Genomic DNA, 23692 nt, shown 5'->3' with positions numbered 1-23692 from the left:
TCCAGTCATCGAGTGACGGGTTTGCCGAACGAGGTGATCTCGAGCCTGGTGGCCGAGATCGGCCGCTGTGGCAGGCCCGACAGGAGGCTCGGCTTGTCTCCCGGCTCCGTTTCCGCGCGCCGGGTGCGGGGGCGAAGTACAAGTTGGTATTGGTGGATCGTTTTGCTGGCGATGTTGGTGCATCCACGACGCGGGATCACGCATGACGTCCTGGCAGCGTGGTTCAGGGTCGATCGCTCCACGATCACCCGTGCCGTCAACGAAGTCCGACCGCTACTGGCCGAACATGGTTGCCGAGTCGAGGATGGTCGGCGATTGCGGACCCTTGCCGAGGTGGTCAACCACCTCGGCCGCAGTGGGAACGACGCCATTCTCGACGCGACCGAGGTCCGGTACGTCGACCTCCGGCAGGTGCCGCTGGTCGCGACCGGTTTATGTCGGGCAAGAGCAGGCAGAACGCCATCAAGACCATGATCCTTACTGACGAGGTCGGCCGGATGCTGTTCTGCGGCGCCACCGCGTCCGGCTCGACTGCGGACATCACCCAAGCCAACTCAGATGTCACCAATCCGTGCAGCAGACCCACCTTGCGACACCACGCCCAACATCGGGCCTTTCAACAAGCCCGCGTCGAGCAGCGGACCGACCAGTGGCAACAGCGCTATCAGCACCGAGCAAGCGTCGAAGGCACCATCGACCAAGGTGTCAGAGCCTTCGGCCTGCGCCGATCCCGTTACCGAGGTCTGGCCAAGACCAACCTCCCACACCTACTCACCGCGGCAGGTATCAACTTCAACCGCCTCAACGCCTGGTGGGACGACACACCTCTGGCCGCAACCCGAAGATCCCACTTTGCGGCATTGCGGCCCGCTGCCTGACGGCAGCGGGCCGCAGTTCGCCAACGGTGTCCATTTTGGATCCAGCGCCGCGAACACCCGTTCGCTGAACGCGTAGATCACGTCACGCATGTAATCCTCGCCGACCTGCATCAACGAGGTGATGTCGCGGACCGCTTGGCTTTGGCCGGACATCAGCACCACGATCGCCCGCCGCAGCGTCACTGGGTCCTTCGCGGTCCTGGTGATCCGCTGCAGCTTGCGTCCTTCTTCCATCGATACCCCGTGGACGAACACGCCCGGACGACGAGCCATGGCCACCTCCCGCACTCGACAAGCGGGACCAGCCTGACTCGGTCGGCTCGGGAGATCAATACCGGCTCAACGATCTGGGCAGCACCACTAGCTCGCGGTCGACCGGTTCCCAAGGGGCGTCACCCGCCATCGACCCGGTCTGGCCGATGGCGGGTGACGTGACTCTTGCTGTCCAGGAGACCCCGAGCTCCCGGAATTAATTTGATGTCAGCAATAAATCAAAATTGTGGCCACCCCGCAAATGGTCAAAGTGGCCAGAACCCGAAATCAACCGCTACAATTTACTGCGGCGAAGCAGATCCCTGACCGCCCTCAGCAATCCCGCCACTTCGCGAAGTGATTTTTCATCCTTAGTGAATCTAACAATCCACCATGAATAGGTAAATATGATTAAAAATACGAGAATGCTAGCAATCAGGGGAGCAACAACGATGATTACCACAAGGGTCACGTGCCACCAGCACTCACTAGAGAAGCTCGGGTTCGGGCCCGGTGTTGCTCCTCAGCCCCTGTCCGGCAGGCTTCCTTGCTCGGGGTCGTGTCCCTGGGGCTGCTGGACAGGGTTAGGCGCTCAGCCCCTGGGTGCCTCTCGTGACTGGTCAGGGCCAGTCGCGAGGACTGTACCTGACGACGCACCCAACTTCGCTCTGAGACGTTACGTCAATGACGGGTTGGACGTCGTCGATCTCGGTGAAGCACACCTTTCGATGAGGGCGACACCTTGGGTGTCGCCCTCATCCAGGGATGCAATTAGTACTACAGCCGCAATCTGGGATATTTGAGGCGTTGTCGCTGGTAATGGCTGTGGCGGGCGCGGGTCTGATGGAGTCGTCGCCAGTCCGACCAGTGGTCGATGCGTGTTCGTGGGTGCGTGGGCCTGGTCAGGCTGGCCCATAGACGTCTGATCTCATTACACGACAACGGAATCAGACACTTATGGCCTCCGATGGAGCCCCTTTTGCGTCGAGGGTCCGTTCGGTGTGGGCGGTGACGGCAAGGAACGCGGCGGCGAGCAGGGACAGGGTGATGTGCCGGTACCAGGCGTCGTATTTGCGGACCTGGTAGTGGTCCAGACCGGTCTCGTTCTTGGCGAACTGGAAGGTTTCCTCCACACCCCACCGACTCCCGGCGACGCGGACGAGTTCGGCCAACGGGACCGACCGGCGGGTGTGGCAGATGTAGTAGGCCAGTTCGGTGGGTCTGTCGATCGAGCGGCGCACCAACAGGTGGTGGGTGCCGGCGCCGGGATCGAGCAGCAGCCAGTCGTAGAGACGTTGCCCTTTGCCGCCGGCGCCGGCCGAGAGTCGTTGCCATCCCTTGCGTGGCGCACTCGCGGCCAACTCGTCGGCCCGAACCGGGCCGCGCGGGGTGGTGAACCGGTCGTCGCACGACACGGCCATGACGTAGTCCAGGTCGTGTTTCTCGAGCCAGGTCCGCAGTCCGGGGTTGTCGCCGTAGGCCTCGTCGGCGGTGAACCAGGGCACGTCGACGCCGGCGTCGAGCAGTCGTCCCAGCATCCGCGCGGCCAGGGCGGGTTTGGTCGCGAACCCGACGTCGTCTCCGATCCCGGCCTCGGCGCACCGCTGGCGGTCCTCGGTCCAGGACTTCGGGAGGTAGAGCTCTCGGTCGATCAACGCCCGACCTTTGGGTGAGACGTAGGCCAGGAACACGCCGAGCTGGCAGTTCTCGATTCGTCCCGCGGTGCCGGAATACTGGCGTTGCACTCCGGCGGATTTGGTGCCCTTCTTGAGGAATCCGGTCTCGTCGGCGACCATGACACCGCCGGGATCGGTGAGGTGGCCCAGCACGTAGCCGCGCAGGTCGTCGCGCACCGCGTCGGCGTCCCAGCGGTAGAGGTTCAACAATCGCTGCATGCCGTCCGGGGACAGGTCACCGGCCTGTTCCGCCAGCGTCCAGGAGTTCTTCCGCTCGGTGCCCGACAGCAGGCCCAGCACGTACATCCGGGCACGGCGCCGCGAGTCCGCCTGCGCGAACCGACCCGCCACCAGCGCGAACATGTCCGCGAATCCCGCCCGCCACCGCGTCAGACGATCATCTTCGGCCGTCCCGGATAGCGACCACGTGTCCTGCTCCACACTCAACACGCCAGGGAGTCGATCACACGATGGCTGGCTTCCCGATCACGACACGCCAGCCACGATCACACTATGCGGCTGTAGTATTAGAACGGCGGCTCGTCGGCGAACGTGCCTTCGGCCGCGGGTGGCGCGGAGGCCCAAGCGTCGCCGTTGGCGTTGCCGCCCTCGGCGGAGCTACGGCTGGTCTTGTTGATCTTGGTGGTGGCCCACCTCAGCGACGGGCCGATCTCGTCGACCTCGAGCTCCATGACGGTGCGCCTCTCGCCCTCCTTGGTTTCGAACGACCGCTGCCTGAGCCTGCCGCTCACCAATACCCGCGAACCACGGGTGAGGGTTATGGGGGGTCGTCCAGACGGTGTCCTCGATGTAGGTATGGTTGTTGATCTTGGTGTCGGGTGTTCGTCACGGACACCCGACACTGCTGTGTCCATGACGTGAATCTGGGGTTTTGTGGTGCTGGTTCAACGGCTGCGGTCTGGCGGCGGCCCGGTGTCGTACACGGTCGTCGGGCCGGACCATCTTCCGATCTGGCCGGTCGACGACTTCCTGTCTGGCTTGACTGCTCGGCGGCGGTCGCCGAACACCGTGCAGGCCTACGCTCATGACTTGGCCGATTTCTTCACCTGGCTGGATCAACGAGGCCGGGACTTCCGGACGTTGACGCTGGAGCAGCTGGGCGAGTTCTTCGACTGGCTGCGCAAGCCTCCGGCGACGCGGACACCCGGGGTATTCGTCCTGCCGAGCGCCGAGTCGGCGCTGAACACCAGCACGCTTGTCCGCAAACGTGCTGCGCTGGGGAGCTTCTACCGATTCCACTCGCGCCGCGACTCCTCCATCCCGGCCCTGCTCGGTGATCCCCAAGGACGTCGTCCCACGGGCAACTACGTGCCGATGCTGGTCCACACCCAGCGCCGTGGGATCGACGTCGACGGCTACAGCCCCATCGCGCTGAAGCCGGTCCGAGCGATCCCAAAAACGTTGACCAGCAACGAGGTTGCGCGAGTGCGTGCCGCGTGTCAGCGAGCTCGGGAGCGGTTCTGGGTCACGTTGCTCGACCAGACCGGACTACGGCGCGGGGAGGCGCTCGGGTTAAGGCACGAAGACCTGCGGCTGCGAGCTGGCGAGGTCCATGTTGTCCCGCGCGAGTTCAACGTCAACGAGGCCCAGGTCAAAGGCCTCAAAGCCCGCACGGTCCCGATCGGTCCCGCGGTCCTGGACTCCTACGCGGACTACATGGAAATCGAGTACAGCACGCTCGACAGCGACTACGTGTTCGTCAACCTCTTCGGCTCCTCCGCTTCCTACGGGGCGCCGATGACGAGGGATAACGTCAAGGACATCACCTCCAGACTGCGCCGGCGCAGCGGTGTCGCCCACTACTCGTCCCATGTTCTGCGGCATACCTACGCCACGCGGCTTCTGCGAGCGAAAGTACCGGTCGAGGTGGTCTCGGAACTGTTGGGACACAACAGTGTCCAGACGACCTGGGACATCTACGGCCACCTGACCATGGAAGATCACCGCCGGACGCTGGTCCAGGCAGGCGTTCTGGCCGGGGTGAACTGAGCGATGGCAGCGCTTGTCGAACGGCAGCGTCAGGGTCCGCAGCTGCTGGAACTGCTCATGGAGACCGTTCGGCCCGAGTTCCGTGCCGAGCCGTTCCGTCCGCCACGTGACAGCCGGGTGTTCTACACCGGAATCTGCGTGGTCCCGGTCTGCGCGATCCTGATCAGTCACACGGCCAAAGGGCTCTGCGAGGGGCACTACCAGCGCTGGAAGACCCATGAGCGGAATACGCCCGAGGTCGTGTTCGAGCGCTGGCTCGTCAGCGAGAACGACCACACCAGGCGACGCAAGGCGCCGCCGGTGGACTGCGCGATCAAGCAGTGCAACCGCGCCGCGAAGTCGCACAGCCTGTGCCATCGTCATCTTGAAGGATGGACCCGACACGGGCGTCCGGACGTGGCTACCTGGATCGGCCGGACCACCTACTCATCGCCGGCGACCAACGGCCTCGGCGAACGCGACTGCAGCTTCCCGATCGGCTGTCCTCGGTGGACAGACGGCCCGAACATCGCGCTCTGCCGGACGCACTACGAACGCTGGCGCACCCGCGGACGCCCCGACCTCGCCGAGTGGTTCCGCGACCTCGAACACGCGGGAGATCCCCGGCTGAAACTGGCACACCTGGAACGGCATCTGCGCCTGGAGGTCCAATTCGGGCTGCAGTGCCGCCATGACGAAGCCAGCAAGCGCACGATGATCCGCACCGTCCGAGAATCGGTCGGTCTGCTGGAACGTGCCGTCGACGACGGTCTGACCAGCCTGCTCGACTGGGACGACAAACGATGGAAGGCATTCGTCGGCAGCAACCGTAAAGGCCGCACCAGCACCAAATCCACCGCGTTGCAGTTCCTGCGCGACACCCGCCTGCGGCTGCAGATCCTGGGAGCCGACGGTGATCCCTGGGCCGACCAGATGCCCCGCGATACCTGGGACCTGCGAGTGTTCGGCATTCAAAACGAGTCGGTGCGCTACTACCGGTTCGGAGGCATCCCGCAGCAATGGCTGCGCGAGGTGGTCAAACGCTGGTCTCGCTGGCGCCTGACCCAGGACGTCGATCCGGCCACGCAGTCCATCAACATCGCCGGGGTGACCAAGTTCGCGGTCTTCCTCGGCGCGAGCGCGACTGTCGCAGACCTTGATCGCGACCGCATCGAGCAGTGGCTGGCCGCCCTGCTGCTCGACTACCCCGACGCCAACACCCGCCGGACGAAGATCACGTCCCTCGCGACGTTCCTGCGCGACACTCACCGGCACTCCTGGCTGCCGGGTCTGTCGCCGACCGCGTTCTGCTACGACGACACCCCACCTCGCAAGCCGTCCAAGCCGCGCTGGATCCCCGAAGACGTCATGCGCCAGATGGAGGCACCGGCAAACCTCGCGCTGTTCCCCAGCGACGACGGACGGCTGATCCTCAAAATCCTGATGAACTGTGGTCTTCGGCTCAAAGACGCCCGCAAGCTCCCGATCGACTGCATCGTCCGGGACGAATCAGGCGCCCCCTATCTCGCTTGGCTCAACTACAAGATGCGCGGCCGGATGGCGTTCTTCCCCATCAGCGAGGACCTCGCCACCGACATCACCGAACAACAACGCCGAGTCGCCGAACGCTTCCCGCAGGGCTCGGCATGGCTGTCCCCCGGCCACCAGGCCAACCTCGACGGCACCAAGTCCGCGACCAACAGTTGGTGGCGAAGCCAGCTGAAAGTCTGGCTGGGGACGATCAAACTCGTCCACAAGGACAAGCCGACGAAGGTCACCGCCCATCAGTTCCGCCACACCGTCGGAACTCGCCTGATCAACGCCGACGTCCCTCAACACGTGGTACAGCAACTACTTGACCACATGTCGCCCCAGATGACGGCTATCTACGCCCGATTGCTCGACAAGACGGTCCGCGAGCACTGGGAACGAGCCACAAAAGTCAACTCCGCGGGCAAGGTCGTCGAGCTCGACGACGGGCATCCCTTGGCTGACGCGCAGTGGATGCGCCTGTCGATGGTCCGCGCGAAGGTCACGCTGCCCAACGGCTACTGCGGCGCTCCCATCCAGACCGACTGCGAATATGCCAACCCGTGCCTGGACTGCCGCTTCTTCCTTACCACCAGCGACTTCCTGGACCAGCACACCAGACAACGCGACGAGACCATACGGCTGATCACCGACGCGGAGCACTCGGGAATGAAGCGGATCGCCGAGAAGAACACGAAGGTGTTGATCAAACTGGACACCCTCATCGCGACGCTGAAGAAGACCGGCCCGCAGCAGATCGTGGCCGGCGGCCAAGTGGAGGACCTCGATGCCACCGGCTGACAACAGCGCATTCCTGCTCGAAGCCACCCAACGGCGCAGCCGCGAAGCGCGAGCTCGCGCCGAGAAAGCCATCACCGCCGCGCAGAAGACCAGGAAGCCGGTGACGGTCGCCGGAATCGCCCGCACCGCGAACGTTTCTCGGTCCTGGCTCTACACCAAGACGGATCTGGTCGCCGCGATCAACCAGATCAAGGAAGGAGCCCCCTCACCAGCCCGAACCGGCCCGCAACCCGCAAGCATCGCCTCGCTTCGCGCCAGGCTCGACGCAGCTCTAACGCGCGTGAAAGACCTGCGCGCCGCCAACGCCGACTTGACTAAACGGCTGGAGACGGCCCACGGCGAGATCAGGCGACTCCGCATAGATGCTTCCTCGTAGTGGTTCTGGCCGGGCGGATTTCCGGCCAGAACCACTACCAACAGATCAAAAAGGCGGCTCGTCGGCGAACCCTGAGCCTGCTCCGACCGGCGCGGGAGCAGATCCCCACGGGTCGTTCGCAGCGGCCGGGTTCGACCCACTTCCGTTGCGACTGACCTTGGTGACCTTGGCGGTCGCATAGCGCAGCGACGGGCCGATCTCGTCGACTTCCAGCTCGACGACAGTGCGCTTCTCGCCTTCCTTCGTCTCGAAAGACCGCTGCTTCAAGCGCCCCTGGACTACCACTCGCGCCCCACGAGTGAGGCTCTCAGCAACATTTTCGGCAGCCTGGCGCCAGAGGTTGCACCGCAGGAACAGCGCGTCGCCGTCCTTCCACTCCCCCGACGCCTTGTCGAACGTGCGGGGAGTGGAAGCGACGGTGAAGTTCGCGACTGCGGCACCGGAGGGGGTGAACTTCAACTCCGGGTCGGCGGTCAGGTTTCCGATGACCGTGATGACGGTGTCTCCAGCCATGATCAGCACTCCTTGCTATTCGATACGGACATGTCCACGACACAAAGTCGCTGCTAAAGAAGCACTTCTCAGCTGGAGCTACACATAATGAGCGACTCCGCGACGTTCTCCGCGACCTGGCGCCAGACGCTGCATCGCAGGAACAGCGCGTCGCCGTCCTTCCACTCGCCCGACGCCTTGTCGAACGTGCGGGGAGTGGAGGCGACGGTGAAGTTCGCGACCGCCGCCCCGGCTGGGGTAAAGCGCAATTCAGGGTCTGCGGTCAGGTTGCCGATCACGGTGATCGCGGTCTCGCTGGCCATTGTGTTCTCCTTGTCTCGCAACAGATGCGTTGTCCGTTACGGGGGGCGGGTGGGGCGTGAACACGCGTCGGCAAGCGGGCCAGGAGGGGCATTGTCAAGGATCGGCGGAGCCGACCGCGTAGCGGCCTGCCTTGACCGTGTCAGGACGGTCTGCTTCCGTTCAGCGGGTCACGAATCACCCACCGGCCGAGGACGACGAGTCTGCCGGGCCGAGAGGCACAACAGGCCGAGGGCGGACATCCGCAGGTCGGTACCTGTGGTGTGTGCCCGGCCGCTTTCCGTGGCACTGCGGCACGGCTCTGCAGGGTGGGTCGGACTGCCCTGTCGGCAGTGTGGTGGTGGCCGCTTGCGGACCTCGATGGTCGCTCTGAGCAGTCAAGGCGGGCTGTGCAGTCCTGATGTCGCGTTCGACCGTGGTGCTCGCGCCGAGCCTGGACAGTGGCTCGGCGCGAGCATCCTTGGATGGGCGGTCAGCGGTTGACGGTGTCGGCGTGTAGGGCGACGAACGCCTCGGCGGGCATCGTCGGCACTTGGTGCTGCTCGGCCTTGGCCAGCTTGCTGCGGGTCGACGTGCCCGCCCCGACGATGACCAGGTCGGTCCTCGCGCTGACCGAACCGGACACCGTGGCACCCAGTCGGACCGCGGCTTCCTGCGCCTGGCCGCGGCTCATCCCCGGTACCGAACCGGTGATGACCACCGTCTTGCCCGTCCACGGCAGCGAGACTTCCTCGCCGGCCTCGGGCTTCTCGATCTCGGTGGTGATCCCGGCGGCGATCAGGCGGTCGATGACCGCCGATGCCGACCGCAGTCCCTCGTGGATGGACTCGGCCTTGGCCGGGCCGATGCGGTCGATCGAGGCCAGGTCCTCGACGCCGGCGGCGCGCAGCGCCTCCAGCGATCCGAAGTGGGCAGCCAGCCAGCGTCCGACGCTGCGTCCGGTCATCCGGATGCCCAGGGAGGTGATGTGCCGGGCCAGTGGCTGCGCCTTGGCCGCCGCGATCCCGGCGACCAGCTTGGTCGCGGTGGCCTCACCGATCCGTCGAGAAGCCCTCTCACCACCCGCGGCACGTGAGTAGACGACGGCGGCGATCTGCTCGACGGTCAGGTCATAGAGGTCGGCCGGGTCGCGCACCAGGTCGGCGTCGACCAGGGCGGTGGCGATCTCCTCGCCGAGTCCGTCGATGTCGAGCACGTCCCGCGACGCCGCGTAGGTCAGCAACGACACCAGCGAGCAGGCTGGTGTCGAGCACCTCCACAGTTGCTGCGTGGTGTCCCACGGTTGGTCGCACTTCGGGCAGGCCGGCAGCGGCTGCCAGGGCAGCACTCCCTCGGGCTGCTCCCCCACCGCGGCGGTTACGCGCGGAATCACCTCTCCGGCACGGACCACGGCGACCTTCGAGCCGACGCCCAGGTGCTGGCCTGTCACCCAGGCGACGTGGTGCAGCGACGCGCGGGTGATGGTGGTGCCGTCGACGGCGACCGGGTCGATCACCGCGGTCAGGCTCATCCGGCCGGTGCGGCCGACACCGACTTCGATGGCGCGCAGGACGGAGAACGCGTGGTCGGGGGCGAACTTGTACGCGGCTGCCCAGCGCGGCGCGAGGGTGCCGCTGCCCAACCGCAGCCGCGCGGCACGGGAGTCCGCCTTGATGACCACACCATCGATCGGCACGCTCATGAAGGCGCGACGTTCTCCGATCTCGGCGATGACGGCCCGCACCGCCTCGGTGGTGGTGCAGCGGATGCGAAGGCCTGGGTCCACCGAGCCGACGGTGAGCGCCGAGGCGACTTGGATGCCCATCGTCTTGAGGACGGCCATGCGTTCCAGGTGGCTGTCGATCGCGTCGAACTCGGCGCCCGCGGCTGCGTAGGCCGCGAAGCTCATCGGCACCTCGTAGTGCAGGTGCTGCTTGCGCAGGGTGCCGGAGGCGGCGTTGCGGGGAGTCGCGAACGCGGCCTTGCCGTGGCTGATGCGGTTGGTGTTGGCGGTGGCGAAGTCGGCGCCGGTCAGGAATACCTCGCCGCGGACCTCGCCGGTCCAGGGGCGCGGGAGGGCGGCGGGCAGACCGCGGATGCCGCCGCGGCGCAGCACTTGAGCGGTGATGTTCTCCCCGTGGGTGCCGTCGCCGCGGGTTGCGGCCAGCACCAACTGTCCGCGCTTGTAGCCGGCGCGTACTGCCAGTCCGTCGAACTTCAACTCCACCACGACGTCCGCGCCGCCGAGCCGGTCGACGAACGCCGCCACCTGGTCATCGGTGGTGACCTTGTCCAGGCTCAGCATCGGCGTCGGGTGGTGGACATCGCCGGCGGCAGCACCGGGGGCGACCGAGGTGAGCACCCCGTGGTCGTCCCAGTCCGGGTGCAGGTGGTGGGTGGCGGCGATCCGCGCGAGGAGATGGTCGTGCTCGCCGTCGTCCATGAGCGCGTCGTCGGTGTTGTGGTACGCGGCGGAGGCGGTGACGAGCGCGGTGACGGCCTCCTCGAACTCGTCGCGGTGGGGGAACGGTGTGGCGGCGGTGCCGCCGAGCAGAGCTGCGGGCATGGGTAGGAACTCCTGGCGTGGTGTGGGAACGTGGACCACGCACGGGCAAGCAGACCACTGGGAAGCCAGGGCAAGGCGCCTTCGGGGCGCGTTCGGCGCGCCCGCCGCCTTGCCCTGACGGTCCTGGTCTGCTCCGCTGCGATGTCCACGTCCCGCGCCGCAACGTCGAGTTCACCGGCGGAGTCGTTGTTCCATCGCGGGTGCTGCGCACCCAGGCCATTCGATCGCCACCGTGCCTGACCCGACAAATCGCGGACACCGTCGGTGGCAGTGTCGACAGCTGCGCCGGTCACCGAGGTCGTTTGAGGCTCGGACCCCGAGATGTCGCATCATTTCTGGGCACCCGCCGTAGCGAGGTGAGCACTACCTTGTCGTGGACAGTCCGTGATGTCCCGTCACTACTCGGAGACCATTCCGGACTGTCCACAGCAGACTTGGACATCGATCACACGTCCGTTCCGGTCAAAACTTTGACCGGTCAAAGTTTTGACCCCATGGTCTTGGGGGTGACCATTACGAGCGCGACCCCTCAGGCGGTCCAGGCTTTTCTCGATGAACGGCAGGGCCTGTTCCGCGCCTTCGACCATGACCTCAAGCACGGAGTCAGCGCCAACGAGATCGCGCGCATGGCTGCTCCGGCCGTGAGCAGGCCGGTCGTGCTGGCCTACCTCAACGCGAAGGAGTTGGCCGCGGACGTCCACCGGATCCTGCGATCAGCCAGACTGGAAGGCATCTTCGGCGCAGACATCACGGGTGAGATCGGCCGCGGAGCACGAGTGGTTCACCTCACGCTTGTTGTCGACCCCCAGGAGATCGAGCGAGATCAAGACACCCTGGTCATGCACCTCGCTGACATCCTTCTGCCAGAAGGCATCCGACTCGACACACCTGAGCAGAGCTCGATCGCGGAAGCACTCTGGGATGGAGAATCCGTCCGACTCCGCCGTCAAAAACGCCAGCGGGCGCAGCACACCGGCAGCTAGGACCGGGCAACTCGCTGCCCGACAGCCTGAACCTGGTTGTCGATGTGCTGGTCGGGTTCCTGCTCGCTGCGAACATCGCGCGGAACCGACAGCGAGGAAGCCTCCGACTCTCGCCCAGGGGTTCCCGGATCCAGTTGCAGTCTCTCCAGCCTGGAGGAGATCGCGACCGAGGTGCGCCCCATAAGCTTGGCGATAGCCCCGATGACGTGTTGGGGTGAGTGGATCGCGTCAGGGTGCTCGAATTGCTTCGTGACGTCGGCGATGTCGACGGCGAGCGCGAGAGCGAGAGCGGTGGCGGCCTCGATGGGTGGTCGTGTCGGATCAACTGCTTGCCACGCTTGGGTCAACCTGGAGTCCAGGTCCGGAGTCCACGGCTGGTGGGAGTTGCCGGGCTTGCGCGCGGTCCGGCGCCGTTCGCGCGCTGGACGTGGTGGCGCCACGGCATTGTGCAAGACGGCCAGGCCGTTGAAGGTGCTGGCGAGGACTCGTCTGAGGTGCGGCAGGGCACTGATGTGCACCGTGAAGTGACCGGTGGTGGCCTCGCCGTCCGGGCCCATTCCGGCAAGGTCGACGGTGACCGTGTCGATCATGTTTGGTGTGCTGGTGACCGTGACGCTGTACGGGCATCCTTCGACGTCGAACTCCTGGTGAAGGTTGATCCGGTTGCTGCGCGTGGGCGGGGCGGGCACGCTCGTCTCCGGGTAGGCGGTGGTCATCGGACTCTCCTCGGCTGCTGGGCACACGGTCCGGGGACAGGCAGCGGGCCCGTGAACGGGGGCGTCATGGCGTCGTCCGCGAAGCGGACGCATGACGGCTTCCGTTCGGGTCTGCTCCGCTCTCCTGGGCCGTGTGCGCGCGGCCGAGCGGACATCGAGTTGGTCGCGGGTGCTCCGGGGCGTGGTTCCCAGTGGAAAGGTGTGGTCGTCGGCGCGGCATTCGGGGTGTTGGCAATCGTGTTCACAGTGATTCCTGTTCGGGGTCTTCCGAGGTGCGCGGAGTGCGGCAAGACGAATCGCCACCGTGTGGGATGTGCGGGCTCCGCGGGTGGATGAACCTCGCTGCGCCGGCGTCCTTCGCGCTGGACCGGCGCAGTCGCGCCGATCCAGCGCAGTCGGGTGTGATCCTTTGGATCGCGGAGGTTCAGATCTCCTCCGGTAAAGCCGACTCGACTCGGTGGACCTTCGGCCGGTCGAGCACCGGCGCGTCGCGTGGTCCACGCCAGTGCTCGGCGATCCACTGCCGGCGGCGCAGCGCCCGCTCCTGGCCGTAGGGCTGGTTTCGCCAGAATCCCTCCACGGGGAAGCGGACACCGACAACGCGTCCGCTGGGCGTGAGCGGTCGAGGTGATCGGTGGACCGCACGGTGGATGCTGACCACCCGCACCGGGGGCAGGACTCGTCCGGTGCGTTGTGCGCGGCGGCGTTGCGGACGCGACGCGTGCTGTTCGGCGATCTCGGTGACCGTGGGTTGCTGGATCAGCAACCAGGTCGCGATGATCGTCCTGATCCACGGCACGGTGCGATCGCTGGCGATGATGCCGGTGATGTCGTCGACCCTGTGCACGAGGTACGGCTCGGTAGGGATCTCCGGCGCGTCGGATGACCAACTGACCAGCGCCTCGTCATCCCACAGCAGCCTGACAGGTGAGTCGCCGAGTAGTTCGTCGGTGTCCTCGCCCAGGAACGCGTTCATCCCGGCGAGAGCCAGCGAGTCCGGATCGGGTGCGGTCCAGAAGGTCAGCCATACCGCCCCCTGCGGTGGCGCGCAGCCGGGAGATGGTCCCCACGAGCAGGCAACGACCGGGATGGCGCCGTGGCCGGTGTCGGTGTAACCGATCGGCGCGTCGTAGATGACAAAGCCCTGTTCACAGGGCAAGTCGGAGGGAGTGAGCGACCAATCGGACAGACGCGTGCCGGCTGCGATCGCCTGCGCGGTCATCTCGTCGTCGACGGCGTAGAGGTGTGCATCGCGCAGCCGTCGAAGCTCTTCGGCGTGCACGGCCATCGCGGACTGCATCGGGGTCGGTGCGATCGGGACGATCGTGCTGTCGCCGTGAGCGTGGGCTTCCGCGGTGGTGATAATCCCGAAAGCGCTACCCACCCACCGCAGAAGCGCTGCGTGAACAGCGGGTACCTGCGTGGGAAGCGGTGGTTTCCAGGGCGTGGAGGGTGCAGAGTCCTGGTCGTGTAGGTCGATCATGGAGGGCCTTCCGGTCGCGGCTCGTGGACGAGTGCGAACCGGGCACGCCAACCGCGTGTCCTGGCAGAAGGTGGCCGCTTGCGGCCATCGCGTAGCGACGCGTCAGCGCCTTTGCCGGGAATGCGGTGGCGTGCTGGGATCGTCGTCCGCGGCGCCGACCGGAAGGCACGGTCACCGGTCCTGGTGACTCGGTGCCGGATCATCGGGAGGTCATGGGCAGCGCTTGCAGCGCCATGGGCAGGACATGGTCGATCGTAGTGACTGGAGGAGGTTCGCCATGTGCGCGGACGGCGGCCCGCGCACATGGCTGGTTATCCGCCGAAAGACCGCCGCCCTGTCGCCAAGCCACAGAATTTCCCGCACCGGATTGGCACTCGCCAGGTGTTCGACCTGACGGTGCCGGGACCCGCAGGCGCACAACCTGCGAGTCCCGGCACTGTCTACCTGGAGCGCCTCGGTGGCCGCCGATGGATGCCAAAGGCGGGCGGGCTCGTCACCTTTTCCCGCATCCGGCATGACCGCAGCCACCGCACAAGCCGCCGGAGCAACACTCGCATCCGCATCCCCGCGAGCGCCGAACCCTGGGGCTCCGTATAGGGATCCACGCTGGTCGTGGCAGAGCCAGAGGTGCAGTCACGCTACACGATTCTGGGTTGTCGTTGGTGCGCAACGGATTCGACTCCGTTCGGTGAGCGTGTGCCGGCAGGTCGAGCAGTGTCATGCCCGATCTGCCGCTCGATTGGGTGCTGCCGGTCAATCCAGGACGTGGTGGAACGTCAGGTACTCCTCTGGCTCCCGCCCCGTGTGATGGGCGTCGGCCGGGTCGTCGCGGATGTGGACCAGCCACTCGTCTTGGCCGACGGTGGTGATCCCGATGTCGACGGCGAAGCACTGGCCGTCGAGGTATCGCCACACGGCCAGCAGGCAACGTTCGCCGAGTGCGTCGTTCTGGATGTAGGCGCGGACCTCGTCGGCCAGTCCGGTGAGGTCCGCCAGTTCCGGTGGAGGGTCGTCGTCGAGGTGGTGGACGATGAACCACCAGCGGGCACCGCGGTCGCAACAGAACGCGGCGCGGGCGGATGCCTCGTCGGGATAGTGGGCGTGCGCGTCGCAGCGGTGGGTGTGACAGCCGATGGTCCACCGGTCCTGGGAGTTCCACTGCTGGAGCTGGATCGAGCAGGGTTGGGTGGCGGAGTCGTCATGGTCGGTTCCGGACTTCACAGGGGGCCTCCGGCTTGGGTGCCCGCAGGTTCCGATCGTGTACTGGAACCTGCGGGCACGACGTGTGATCGTGGATTAGCGGCGGTGGGTGTCGATGACCAGGGCGGTGGCGTTGTCGGCGCGCGGCCGGTCGACGCCGAAGCCGACGAGGAATTCGGCGCATTCCCGCGGGTCGGTGATCTCGGACAGCGTCTCGTGGAGTTCGGAGTGCGTCAGGGCTTTGCCGACGCCGTCACTGGTCAGTGCCAGTCGTCCGCGGTCGGTGGTGACCGTGCTGGTCCCGAGGGTGGCGGGGTCCGCGGTACCGACGGTGGTAAGCACGACGTTGTCGTGGCGGGCGGCGACGGACTCCGGGTATCCGCTCTCGCGCAGCGCCTGGCCCTTGGTGTGCGGGAAGGTCAGCGGTGTCAGCTCGTTGTCGTCGAGCAGCCAGCCTTCGCAGTCACCGGTCCAGGCGAGGTCCCACGTGATGCCCCGGCCCGGTACCGCGGGACGGCTGACAGCCAGCACCATGACCGTGTCACCGTCGTAGACCAGGTCGTGGCACTGCAGTGCGTCTCGTGCGGCGAGCATGCCGACGACCGCGGGGTTGTCGGGTGCTTCGAGCGCGGCGGGCAACGCGGTGGTCACCGCGACCGCGGCGGCCTTCGCGGCGTCGGGTTGGTTGCCGATGCCGTCGGCCACGGCGAACGCGGCGATACCGGTGGTGTCGTCGACCGCGCTGCCGTAACTGTCAGCGTTGCGGGAACGGGATCCGATGGCGCTGTGGCCGCCGACGTGGTGGACCGGCAAGCCGGGGTCGCGCTGGAGGTGGATCCCGGCAACGGTGATCAGGTCGTCGGCTTTGCGCGTCCAGCCACAGCGACAGCGGGCGAGGGTGGGCGAGGACGGCTCGGCGCCGAACAGGCGCTGCCGGTCGAAGTCGTCGAGTTCGTCTGCGGTGGCGAGGCGCACGTCGTGCAGCAGCAGCCCTGCGGCCGTGGTGAAGGTCAGTCGGCGTGACGTGTCGATCATGGTGTGGCCTCCGGCCGTCGCGGTGCGTGGACGGGCCGTGTTCAGCGCGCCTGGGTGGGGTCTGGGCGGCGGGGGTTGCGGCTGGTTCGGGCGGGTGGCCCGCAGCGCAGCGAGGACCGTCACCTGGCCGGATCGGCGCGGGTTCATCGCCGCGAACCCCACCGGGGCGTGCTGGCCTGGTGGAGTCCACGCCGTGCGGTCCCTGCTGGCCGCCCAGGGTGGCGCGCAACGTGCCGCCGCGTCCGGGTCGGTGCACACTGCACAGCGTGTCGCTGACCACGCAGTTGCACCGGGGTGAACTGGGCCGCTGGTGTGCCACGCACCTATCAGGAACAGCACAGCTGGTCGCCGATGTACGTCGCCAGGTGGCGGCAGCCGGCAACCCGGAGCCGATCGGTCGTGACCGTCGGCTTTCCGGCCCACAGTGGTCGCTTGTCGCCGCGGCGCTCCGGCTGCGCTTGGCGCTGCTGGTCGACGGCTCGGCCCCGGCGACGGCCCTGCTGTGTGCGATCCGCGCGAATCTGGTCGGTAGTGGCGTCATCGACCGAGCGCGGTCGTTGTTCGCCCGCGGCCGAGTACTTGATGCTGGGAGCCGGTGGTCGCCTTTCACGCCGGGCAGTTCTGGCTGGCTGGGCGCGGCGGGTGCCGACTCCGCAGCGACGGCGGGAGCGGACGGGTCGGTGTTGGAGGATGAGCAGGTGGTGGAGGACTTCCTGCGGCGCACGGCGGGCTATTTGTACGAGCATGCTCCGCCGGGGACGATCGGCTCTCTCGGCGCCGAAGCGGGGCTGGCGCGATCGTGCTGGGTGCTCGCGGCCTGGGAACTCGGTAACCGCACCCGATGGCCCGCCGAACTGGCGGCGGTGCATGCCACTCCTGGCTACACCGTGGAGGACCTCCGTGGTGCCGTCCCCGGCGAGGCCGTGCGCTGTTTGATCGAACTGGTCTCCGCGGTGAGCGCAGGGAGGACGCTGCGCGGGTGGCGCGGCGATGCTCCTGGCCGTCGGTCACGTGCCGCGGGTCCGTTGGGGGTCTCGAGACCGATCGTGGTGCCGCACTGGGCGCAGGTTGATCTGCTGATCGACCGGACCGCGATCGACGTGGCTGTCGTGGCCAGTGTCGAGGACGGCGTGATCACACGCCTGCTGTGGCGGTTGCTTGCCTACAGTTGGCTGGACACTGTGGACCGACACCGGATCAGGTCGGTCGGGCTTTACCTCGCACGGCACGGGGTGCAGGCGGTGTGGGGTTCGACGACGTTCGCCGACCTGCTGTTGGGTGGGACAGGGCGTTCGGAGAGCGGTGCTCGGGAGGAGTTCCTGGGCATCGCGCGGCGTGCCGCCGTCGCCGAGGGCATGCAGCCGCCCGCAGAGTGGATACCGCGGTCGCCGGGCAACGTGGCGATGCCGCCGTCGTAGCCGGACACGTCGTGTTCGCCGGATCGGTGACCTCGCAGCGAAGTAGTCGAGGTTCCACTGCGCCTGTCAGGTAGCGATCTGGCTGCCCGTGCACGGTGCGCTACCCGGCTAATGACGGCTCGCTCTGCACGTAGGTGCTCGGCTAGTCCGGGACGCTGTCAGTCGCAGTGGCGGTTTCGGACAGCACAGTCACCAGGTGCGGCGGTCAGGACGCGCGTCGGCTCAGGTGCAGCTCCACCAGGAACGCCAGGTACGGCAGCGTCGGTGCGTAGCGGTGTACACCGTGCAGGGCCGGGTCGTCGGTGTCGGTGGGGATTTCGTCGTCGATCGTGAGTTGCCAGTGGTCGCCTTGCGTCCCGTAGGGGGCCCACTCGGCGCGGGTGACGACGGTGACGAGTTGGTCGTCACCGGTGCGCAGGCGTGCGGTGACCTCGTTGCCGACTGGGAGGTGCGGCGGGATGTCGTCGGTGTCGTGCGGGTGGCGGGTGAGCAGTTCGCGGTAGTGCAGCGCCAGCGGTGTGCCGCCCAGTCGTCGTCGCAGCTCGACCAGGTGGCCACGGGCGTGGTTCCAGGCTCCGAGCTCTCCCAGGACACCTCGTCGCGGGATGTTGCAGTCGACGTCATCGTCAAGGAAGTAGGAGCGGCTGGCGTCGTAGGGGGTGATCCATCGCGGTCGGGTGGACGACCGCGACGCGGCGGTGTTCATCACAAATGCCTCCTGGGTGGGAACAGTGATCAGGCGGGTTACCGGCGACGGATGCTGTCGCCCGATCACCCGCGGGTGTCTTCTCGGGTCGGCGGATCCCCGCGAGTCGGTCAGCGGGTGCAGATGCGACCGAACTGCTGGAGGCTGCGGATGCGGCCGGCCCAGTACCAGGCGATGGGCTGGTCGTCCGGACTGCCGTAGAGCCGGACACGCAGCGGCGCGGGGTGGCGGGGGTCGTGCTTGACCCAGCTGTGGATCTTCACCGAGCCGCCGGACCCGAGTGTCGGTACGCCGTTGTCGTCGCAGGGGTCGGTGCTGGCGAGCGTGAAACCGTAGGTTCGCAGGAACGAGCCAGCCTGCTCCCAGGTCAGGTCGGCGGCGGCAGGGGTGTCCTTGCGGTTGGGCTGGCGGAACGGCACGGTGAGCGTGCCTGGGGTGTCGTGTGAGGTGATCGCGGCCTTGACGTCGAAGGTCTCGTACAGAGGTCCGCGACTGCTGAGGTTGGCGGCGGCCAGGGAGTACGAGCTGGTGAACCACAGGTGCAGCGCGTGATCACCGCGCTGGAAGATCCGCAACCAACCGCGCCGCTGCTCGGAGGATCGTGATCCGTTGTCGATGTCGGCGATCGTGCCGGGGGTCTCGATCCAACCGTGCTGCTGCAGGTCGACGGTGATGCCGGGGGTAGACCATGTCGTGAGAATCGAGATCGGTGTAGCCGGCGGCGCGCAGCGCGAGGTCGTGCGCTGCGCGGACGGTGCCGTTCACGGCGGTCATCACCGCGGTCGCCGTTGCCGCCGGAACTCCGGCGAGCAGGGTGGGTAGGTCGTCGACGGTGGCCAGAAGCTCGGACCGCAGGTCATGTGCGGCGGTGGCCAGGTCGGCGAGGGCTTGCGCACGGCCGCCAGCCAGGGCGTTTGCGGTGTCGAGGTCTGCGTGCATCCGGTCGGCTCGGGTGCCGAGCGCTTGGTCGGCGGGTGAGGTGTTGGACATGGTGCTGCTCCCGAAGGTCGGACGGGGATGTCAGCGCGAGCAGCAGCACGCCCCACCCTCGGTGGACGAGTGAGGGCACGGTCCGGCGAAGGCGGGGTGTGCTTGGCTGAGCGCAGGGCATCCCCCGTGCGACTAGAGGCATGGACGCTTCCGGCGGTGGCGGATCAGTGGTGGTGGTGCTCGTGCGCGTCGAGGAGCAGGGCGATCTTGCCGGGGCCCCCGTATTTTCCGTCGACCTCGCGGTGGCAGCCACGGCAGACCACCCCGGTAGCCACGTCGGCTCCCTTGCCGCTCGCGTGGCAGCAGGGGGTCAGTGCCACCAGGTATTCGGAGTCGTCCTCGTGACGGATCAACTGGCGGGCATCTCCCAGTGGGATGAGCAGGTCCCCGTCCATGTCCAGGCCGCGGACCCGGCCAGCGATGATCCGGTGGACCTGGATGCGGCGGCCGCCGCCGAACGTGAGCTCCACGACGTCGGCGGGGTCGCTCGGTTTGGGCATGGTCATCCATCCCTTCGTGTCGGCGCGAGAAAGAACGAACGACCGGTGAAGCGGCCAGGAGCGGACGGTCGAGGGATTGGAGTTCCGTTGCGAGCGCGGGTTCGTCGGGTCTCGTTGTGCACCGAGTGCTCCTAGCGCGCTCGACGTACCAGTCGCTCCAGGTCCCGGATCACTACGCTCCTGCCCTCCAGCCGCAGCCAACCGCGGTGAGAGAGGTCGGCCAGCGCCTTGTTCACCGTCTCCCGCGACGCGCCCACGAGCTGCGCGATCTCCTGCTGCGTCAGGTCGTGGGCGACCCGGAGCCGTCCCGCTTCCTGGCTGCCGAACCGGTGGGCGAGCTGAAGCAACACGTTGGCCACGCGAGCGGGTACATCGGTGAAGATCAGGTCGGTCAGCATGGTGTTCGTCCGACGTACCCGCCGGGCCAGGACTCGCAGCAACTCCTCGGCGAGATCCGGTCGGTGGGCGATCCACTGCCGCAGCGCGGCGCGCTCGATGCTGATCGCGCGCATCTCGGTCACCGTGGTCGCGGTGGACTCGCGCGGGCCGGGGTCGAAGATCGACAGCTCGCCGAACATGTCCGACGGGCCGAAGATCGCCAACAGGTTCGCTCGGCCGCCGGACGTCGTGCGGCCGAGCTTCACCTTGCCGGACTGGATGACGTAGAGCCGGTCGCCGGGTTCGCCTTCGGCGAAGATCACGTGACCGCGCGGGAATTCGATGGCTTCACCGATGGACTCGAGAGCGGCATGGACGGGATGGGCGGTGGAGGTGCTAGTGACTGATCGAGTGGCGGACATCATGCGACTCCGGGGGCTCGGTCGGGTGTGCGGACGCGCGAGCGGGAGCACGCCACCCCCCTTCACCGCAGCGGTTCTCGTTCTCGAGAAGAAGGGGTGGCGTGCTTGGCTGAGCGCGGCGCCGCACCCGACCCGAGCGACCGGCAGAACTGTGTGCCACGTCCGACTGCAGTCCGGGCCAGGCCAAGGGCCGTGGACATCGACCTTTCCAACCCGCAGTGTCCAATCGGCAGACATGTCAAATCGTTGGACATACCCGGTGAGTGGACATTAGGTTGACGTGGTGAGCCAGGCCCTGCCCGATCCGGAAACCGTCCGCCTCTTCGCGCTTACCGCGCTGCGCAGGTGGGGTGTCCGTCGTGATCGTGTCTCAGCTTCCGGTGAACGGGCGACTTTGCTGGCCACAGCGTGGTGTGCGGGAGGGCGCAACATCCGCGAGCTCTCGCGGATGGCCGGCGTCTCTCGTCAAACCGTCTACACCGATCTGCGATCCCAGGGCGTCGACCCAACGGACGAGACCGCTCCGGTACGAATCCCGCAGTACGCCCCGCTCGATGGCGACGAGGTACGCGAACTCGCCGAGGCAGCACAAACCGTGTTGCTGCCGTCGATGCTGTGCGAGCAGCCGGAGCAGCTGGCGGTGGCCGCCTGGCACGCGGCTCTGGCGCTCGCCGACATCGGTAAGGCGATTACGTTGGCGACCTCTACACAGGAACGTGCCGCGGTGCTGCATGCCGTCGGCGTCAACGCCGACACCGTCCGTCGCGCCGCACAACGCCAGCGGGCCGGCGAAAAGCCGTTGGTGACTCCAATTCACGCGGATGTCCACGACAAGCGACCGGCCCATGAGGTCGTCGAGACAGGAAACGAGCAGATCATGGATGACGACGACACCACCATCCCGAGCGCGCACGAGCTGCGGATCAACGACGCCGGTACGTCACGTGCGGCATGGGTCATGGGCGCCGACACCGATGAGGGCATGGGATTCATCGCCGAAGGTGTCCTGCCCATCATCGGTGACGAACCCTACGAGCCTGACAGCGCGGTGGCCGTATGGGCTGCGGAGCTGATCGAGGTTGCCAGCGTCGCGTTCGTGCCCGACGAAAACCGACCGCAGGTGTGGCAGGTTCGCTACGGCAATTAGGCCGACCTCGGCGACGGGACCTCACCGACCGCAGCCAGAAGGTGCACGTCGCTCAGCAGAACGGCCGGGTTGGCAGGGGTGGCCGCGTGCGGTATCTCGCGAGTCCACACAGGAGTGTCGACCGCCGCAACGAATGCGGGCAAGACGAGGGTAGCGTCGACTTTGGAGGGCTTGCAGTCTATGTCGAGCATGCCTTCGAACGGTGTCGTGCGCAGGTGCAGGAACATTGGGCTCTGGCGTGTGTAGCTGCGGAGGCTGGACAGGGCCGGGGTTCGTTCAGGTCGCTGAGGCGTGGTGGGTCGCTTCGTTCGCGCTGGTGATACCGCCGCCGACGTGAGGTGGGGTTTCGCTACTCAGGAGTCGCTCTCCGGCGGTCGAGAGGGTTGCCACCAGGTGGGTCACCGCCATCGCTGACAGCGCGACGGACACTGCCTGCGTGCCGGAGCAGGCGGCGAGGGTGAGCCACAGTCCGCCGAGTAGGAAGTCTTTGGCCAGTGCGGTGATCGCTGTGAATCGCGAGTTCGGTACGTGATGTTTGGCCGCGGTGACCACCAGGTGGGTCAGGGCCATCGTCGCGAGCGCGATGCACGCCGCGGTCTTGGACGAGGTGATGGCGAGGACGATCCAGAGGCCAGCGAGGTGGAGGTCCTTGGCCAGTTTCACCGCGGCGATCAACCGCTTCTTGTGGTCCCGTCGTCGATGTCGTCCAAGGGTGGGCTCTCGGTTCTCTCGTGGCGGTGTGTCCGCTGTGGCGGTGTCGGCTTCCTCTGGCGTGTCGTGGGCCGCTGTGCGGGCTTGGGGCTGACGTGGTCGCCGGAACTGTTGCCGGTAGCGGCTCGTGGAGGTGAGGGAACCAGCGGCTCGTGTGGCTGCGTGTCCGCGGGTTGGTTGACGCCGGGTTGAGCGCAGCATTTCGCGGCGTCGACCGGGCCGACTCCAGGTCCGTGCAGCTACTGCGGCGCGTTTGTCTGGCGTGGCCTCGTCGAGAGGTTCGGTGGTGACGGCCGTGGCCAGGCCGTCGTCATCGGCGGTTGACGCGTTGTGTCCGCGGCGGGCGTCCATGGTCGTGCTCCTGTCGTGGTGATCCGGTCGTCGGGAAGGCAGTCGTTGTCCTAGCGAGGTGTGGTTGGGGTGTGACGGGAGAAGCGCGTGAGCGTGCTCAACGAGGAAGTGGTGCTGGAACGTCGACGAGCCAGCGCCCGTCCGGCTGGAGCAGCATCGAGCGGACGACGGCCACCGTGTCCGCGCCGACCGGCGCGTCCGTGGCCAGGTCGGTGCGGCGGGCGGTCAGTACGGCGACCAGTTCCGTGCTGTGCTCGGCGTTGGGGGTGATCGCGCCGGTGACTTGGTCGCATCGGCGGCTCAGCTTCTGCATCACGACAGTGCGGTAAGCCTCGACGGTGGTGCCGTGGGCCAGGTCCGCGGTTTTGGCCGCCGGGGTGGCGAAAACCGTGGAGCGCTCGACGTGGTTGTTGCGGGGTTCCCGATAGTCGAACGGGCACCACTGCGTCATCCAGTCGCGTGCGACCGCGGCCGGGTCGTGGAAGTTCGTCGTGGCCGCGGTCGGCGCGGTCGGTGGCGGCGGCACCTCTGTTGGCAGCGAGGTGTCCGCGCGGCCGTGCGGCGCGGAAGTCGCGGTCGAGGTGATCACGGGATTGGTCGTGGGAACCGCGGCCGGTGGCGTCGTACAGGCGACAAGCGATGTCGTCACGAACATCGCCCCTGCCAGATACCCCATTGTCATCGTGCCACCGCATTCCTTGCATCACTGCTTCGCGAATGAATTATCTTTCGTTGTGGCTCGATGACCCTGCGCAGGCCATCGAGCCACAACGAAAAAGAACGCGTCTTCTT

General features: G+C 66.9%; 22 protein-coding genes and 3 pseudogenes. 8 read left to right on the top strand and 17 right to left on the bottom strand.

Going from position 1 to position 23692, the window contains the following annotated elements; translation table 11 throughout:
- Nucleotides 1–12: 12 nt before the first annotated feature.
- Both RM788_RS44185 and RM788_RS44180 read left to right on the top strand, forming a co-directional pair.
- Nucleotides 13–474: a helix-turn-helix domain-containing protein gene (locus RM788_RS44185; protein WP_315926562.1), complete on the top strand. Its 462-nt coding sequence runs from the start codon at nucleotides 13–15 to the stop codon at nucleotides 472–474.
- Nucleotides 435–878, top strand: coding sequence for a transposase (locus RM788_RS44180; protein ID WP_399341984.1), 444 nt, complete (start codon nucleotides 435–437; stop codon nucleotides 876–878). The genes RM788_RS44185 and RM788_RS44180 overlap by 40 nt, the downstream gene beginning before the upstream one ends.
- Here RM788_RS44180 and RM788_RS44175 read toward each other — a convergent pair.
- From RM788_RS44175 to RM788_RS44165, 3 genes and pseudogenes are all read right to left on the bottom strand, one after another.
- On the bottom strand, nucleotides 768–1151 hold the full coding sequence (locus RM788_RS44175; protein WP_315934998.1) for a COG3415 family protein: 384 nt from the start codon (nucleotides 1149–1151) through the stop codon (nucleotides 768–770). The two genes, RM788_RS44180 and RM788_RS44175, sit on opposite strands and share 111 nt — an antisense overlap.
- 756 nt (nucleotides 1152–1907) lie before the next feature.
- Nucleotides 1908–3169: pseudogene (locus RM788_RS44170) on the bottom strand (IS701 family transposase).
- Between the two features lie 164 nt (nucleotides 3170–3333).
- A pseudogene (locus RM788_RS44165) lies at nucleotides 3334–3585 on the bottom strand (single-stranded DNA-binding protein); the annotation flags it as partial.
- Nucleotides 3586–3703: 118 nt separating this feature from the next.
- On the opposite strand from RM788_RS44165, the gene RM788_RS44160 reads away from it, so the two are divergent.
- From RM788_RS44160 to RM788_RS44150, 3 genes are read left to right on the top strand one after another with little or no spacing between them, the layout of a single operon-like run.
- Nucleotides 3704–4816, top strand: a complete 1113-nt coding sequence (locus RM788_RS44160) for a tyrosine-type recombinase/integrase (protein ID WP_315926560.1) — start codon at nucleotides 3704–3706, stop codon at nucleotides 4814–4816.
- Nucleotides 4817–4819: 3 nt separating this feature from the next.
- Nucleotides 4820–7126, top strand: a complete 2307-nt coding sequence (locus RM788_RS44155) for a tyrosine-type recombinase/integrase (protein ID WP_315922711.1) — start codon at nucleotides 4820–4822, stop codon at nucleotides 7124–7126.
- Nucleotides 7113–7502 carry a DUF6262 family protein gene (locus tag RM788_RS44150; RefSeq protein ID WP_315922709.1) on the top strand — a complete coding sequence of 130 codons (390 nt, stop codon included), beginning with the start codon at nucleotides 7113–7115 and terminating at the stop codon, nucleotides 7500–7502. Before RM788_RS44155 ends, RM788_RS44150 begins: the two co-directional genes overlap by 14 nt.
- 45 nt (nucleotides 7503–7547) lie before the next feature.
- Here RM788_RS44150 and RM788_RS44145 read toward each other — a convergent pair whose 3' ends face one another.
- From RM788_RS44145 to ligA, 3 genes and pseudogenes are all read right to left on the bottom strand, one after another.
- A complete protein-coding gene (locus RM788_RS44145) occupies nucleotides 7548–8015 on the bottom strand; it encodes a single-stranded DNA-binding protein (RefSeq protein WP_315922706.1) in 468 nt (155 codons plus the stop codon).
- Nucleotides 8016–8104: 89 nt separating this feature from the next.
- A pseudogene (gene ssb / locus RM788_RS44140) lies at nucleotides 8105–8317 on the bottom strand (single-stranded DNA-binding protein); the annotation flags it as partial.
- Between the two features lie 470 nt (nucleotides 8318–8787).
- Entirely contained in the window at nucleotides 8788–10860 is a 2073-nt protein-coding gene (gene ligA, locus RM788_RS44135) for an NAD-dependent DNA ligase LigA (RefSeq protein WP_315926558.1), read from the bottom strand.
- Nucleotides 10861–11366: 506 nt separating this feature from the next.
- Between ligA and RM788_RS44130 the strand changes: the two genes are divergently transcribed.
- Nucleotides 11367–11843 (top strand): hypothetical protein, encoded by a 477-nt coding sequence (locus tag RM788_RS44130; protein ID WP_315926556.1) that lies wholly within the window; start codon nucleotides 11367–11369, stop codon nucleotides 11841–11843.
- Here RM788_RS44130 and RM788_RS44125 read toward each other — a convergent pair.
- The 4 genes from RM788_RS44125 to RM788_RS44110 form a co-directional block, all read right to left on the bottom strand.
- On the bottom strand, nucleotides 11840–12559 hold the full coding sequence (locus RM788_RS44125) for a hypothetical protein (protein WP_315926554.1): 720 nt from the start codon (nucleotides 12557–12559) through the stop codon (nucleotides 11840–11842). The genes RM788_RS44130 and RM788_RS44125 overlap by 4 nt on opposite strands.
- Nucleotides 12560–12983: 424 nt before the next feature.
- Complete coding sequence (locus RM788_RS44120; RefSeq protein ID WP_315926552.1) at nucleotides 12984–13943, bottom strand: hypothetical protein; 960 nt, start codon at nucleotides 13941–13943, stop codon at nucleotides 12984–12986.
- Between the two features lie 852 nt (nucleotides 13944–14795).
- A complete protein-coding gene (locus tag RM788_RS44115) occupies nucleotides 14796–15263 on the bottom strand; it encodes a hypothetical protein (protein WP_315926550.1) in 468 nt (155 codons plus the stop codon).
- 75 nt (nucleotides 15264–15338) lie between these two features.
- Nucleotides 15339–16277, bottom strand: a complete 939-nt coding sequence (locus RM788_RS44110) for a PP2C family protein-serine/threonine phosphatase (RefSeq protein ID WP_315926548.1) — start codon at nucleotides 16275–16277, stop codon at nucleotides 15339–15341.
- A 266-nt stretch (nucleotides 16278–16543) separates the two neighbouring features.
- Here RM788_RS44110 and RM788_RS44105 point away from each other — a divergent pair, with 266 nt between their 5' ends.
- Nucleotides 16544–17695, top strand: a complete 1152-nt coding sequence (locus RM788_RS44105) for a hypothetical protein (RefSeq protein WP_315926546.1) — start codon at nucleotides 16544–16546, stop codon at nucleotides 17693–17695.
- 205 nt (nucleotides 17696–17900) lie between these two features.
- On the opposite strand, the gene RM788_RS44100 is transcribed toward RM788_RS44105, so the two are convergent.
- The 5 genes from RM788_RS44100 to RM788_RS44080 form a co-directional block, all read right to left on the bottom strand.
- Nucleotides 17901–18401: a hypothetical protein gene (locus tag RM788_RS44100; RefSeq protein ID WP_315926544.1), complete on the bottom strand. Its 501-nt coding sequence runs from the start codon at nucleotides 18399–18401 to the stop codon at nucleotides 17901–17903.
- 110 nt (nucleotides 18402–18511) lie between these two features.
- Nucleotides 18512–18976, bottom strand: a complete 465-nt coding sequence (locus tag RM788_RS44095) for a hypothetical protein (protein WP_315926542.1) — start codon at nucleotides 18974–18976, stop codon at nucleotides 18512–18514.
- Entirely contained in the window at nucleotides 18954–19391 is a 438-nt protein-coding gene (locus RM788_RS44090; RefSeq protein WP_315926541.1) for a hypothetical protein, read from the bottom strand. Before RM788_RS44090 ends, RM788_RS44095 begins: the two co-directional genes overlap by 23 nt.
- Before the next feature lie 164 nt (nucleotides 19392–19555).
- A complete protein-coding gene (locus RM788_RS44085; RefSeq protein WP_315926539.1) occupies nucleotides 19556–19897 on the bottom strand; it encodes a hypothetical protein in 342 nt (113 codons plus the stop codon).
- 125 nt (nucleotides 19898–20022) lie between these two features.
- Nucleotides 20023–20694, bottom strand: coding sequence for a Crp/Fnr family transcriptional regulator (locus RM788_RS44080; protein WP_399341975.1), 672 nt, complete (start codon nucleotides 20692–20694; stop codon nucleotides 20023–20025).
- A 280-nt stretch (nucleotides 20695–20974) separates the two neighbouring features.
- Here RM788_RS44080 and RM788_RS44075 point away from each other — a divergent pair, with 280 nt between their 5' ends.
- Nucleotides 20975–21838: a hypothetical protein gene (locus RM788_RS44075; RefSeq protein WP_315926537.1), complete on the top strand. Its 864-nt coding sequence runs from the start codon at nucleotides 20975–20977 to the stop codon at nucleotides 21836–21838.
- Nucleotides 21839–22114: 276 nt separating this feature from the next.
- On the opposite strand, the gene RM788_RS44070 is transcribed toward RM788_RS44075, so the two are convergent.
- On the bottom strand, nucleotides 22115–22513 hold the full coding sequence (locus tag RM788_RS44070) for a hypothetical protein (RefSeq protein WP_315926535.1): 399 nt from the start codon (nucleotides 22511–22513) through the stop codon (nucleotides 22115–22117).
- Between the two features lie 484 nt (nucleotides 22514–22997).
- Nucleotides 22998–23489 (bottom strand): hypothetical protein, encoded by a 492-nt coding sequence (locus RM788_RS44065; RefSeq protein WP_315926533.1) that lies wholly within the window; start codon nucleotides 23487–23489, stop codon nucleotides 22998–23000.
- Between the last annotated feature and the right edge of the window lie 203 nt (nucleotides 23490–23692).

This window comes from Umezawaea sp. Da 62-37, assembly GCF_032460545.1.
Classification (GTDB): Bacteria; Actinomycetota; Actinomycetes; order Mycobacteriales; family Pseudonocardiaceae; genus Umezawaea.
Note: the sequence above shows the minus strand (reverse complement) of the source record. Positions and strands in the feature narration are given on the sequence as shown.

Coding starts and splice junctions, on each gene's coding strand:
- RM788_RS44180 (WP_399341984.1), top strand. CDS start 435: ATGTCGGGCAAGAGCAGGCAGAACGCCATCAAGACCATGATCCTTACT.
- RM788_RS44175 (WP_315934998.1), bottom strand. CDS start 1,151: ATGGCTCGTCGTCCGGGCGTGTTCGTCCACGGGGTATCGATGGAAGAA.
- RM788_RS44155 (WP_315922711.1), top strand. CDS start 4,820: ATGGCAGCGCTTGTCGAACGGCAGCGTCAGGGTCCGCAGCTGCTGGAA.
- RM788_RS44150 (WP_315922709.1), top strand. CDS start 7,113: ATGCCACCGGCTGACAACAGCGCATTCCTGCTCGAAGCCACCCAACGG.
- RM788_RS44145 (WP_315922706.1), bottom strand. CDS start 8,015: ATGGCTGGAGACACCGTCATCACGGTCATCGGAAACCTGACCGCCGAC.
- ligA (WP_315926558.1), bottom strand. CDS start 10,860: ATGCCCGCAGCTCTGCTCGGCGGCACCGCCGCCACACCGTTCCCCCAC.
- RM788_RS44125 (WP_315926554.1), bottom strand. CDS start 12,559: ATGACCACCGCCTACCCGGAGACGAGCGTGCCCGCCCCGCCCACGCGC.
- RM788_RS44110 (WP_315926548.1), bottom strand. CDS start 16,277: ATGATCGACACGTCACGCCGACTGACCTTCACCACGGCCGCAGGGCTG.
- RM788_RS44100 (WP_315926544.1), bottom strand. CDS start 18,401: ATGAACACCGCCGCGTCGCGGTCGTCCACCCGACCGCGATGGATCACC.
- RM788_RS44090 (WP_315926541.1), bottom strand. CDS start 19,391: ATGTCCAACACCTCACCCGCCGACCAAGCGCTCGGCACCCGAGCCGAC.
- RM788_RS44085 (WP_315926539.1), bottom strand. CDS start 19,897: ATGACCATGCCCAAACCGAGCGACCCCGCCGACGTCGTGGAGCTCACG.
- RM788_RS44080 (WP_399341975.1), bottom strand. CDS start 20,694: ATGATGTCCGCCACTCGATCAGTCACTAGCACCTCCACCGCCCATCCC.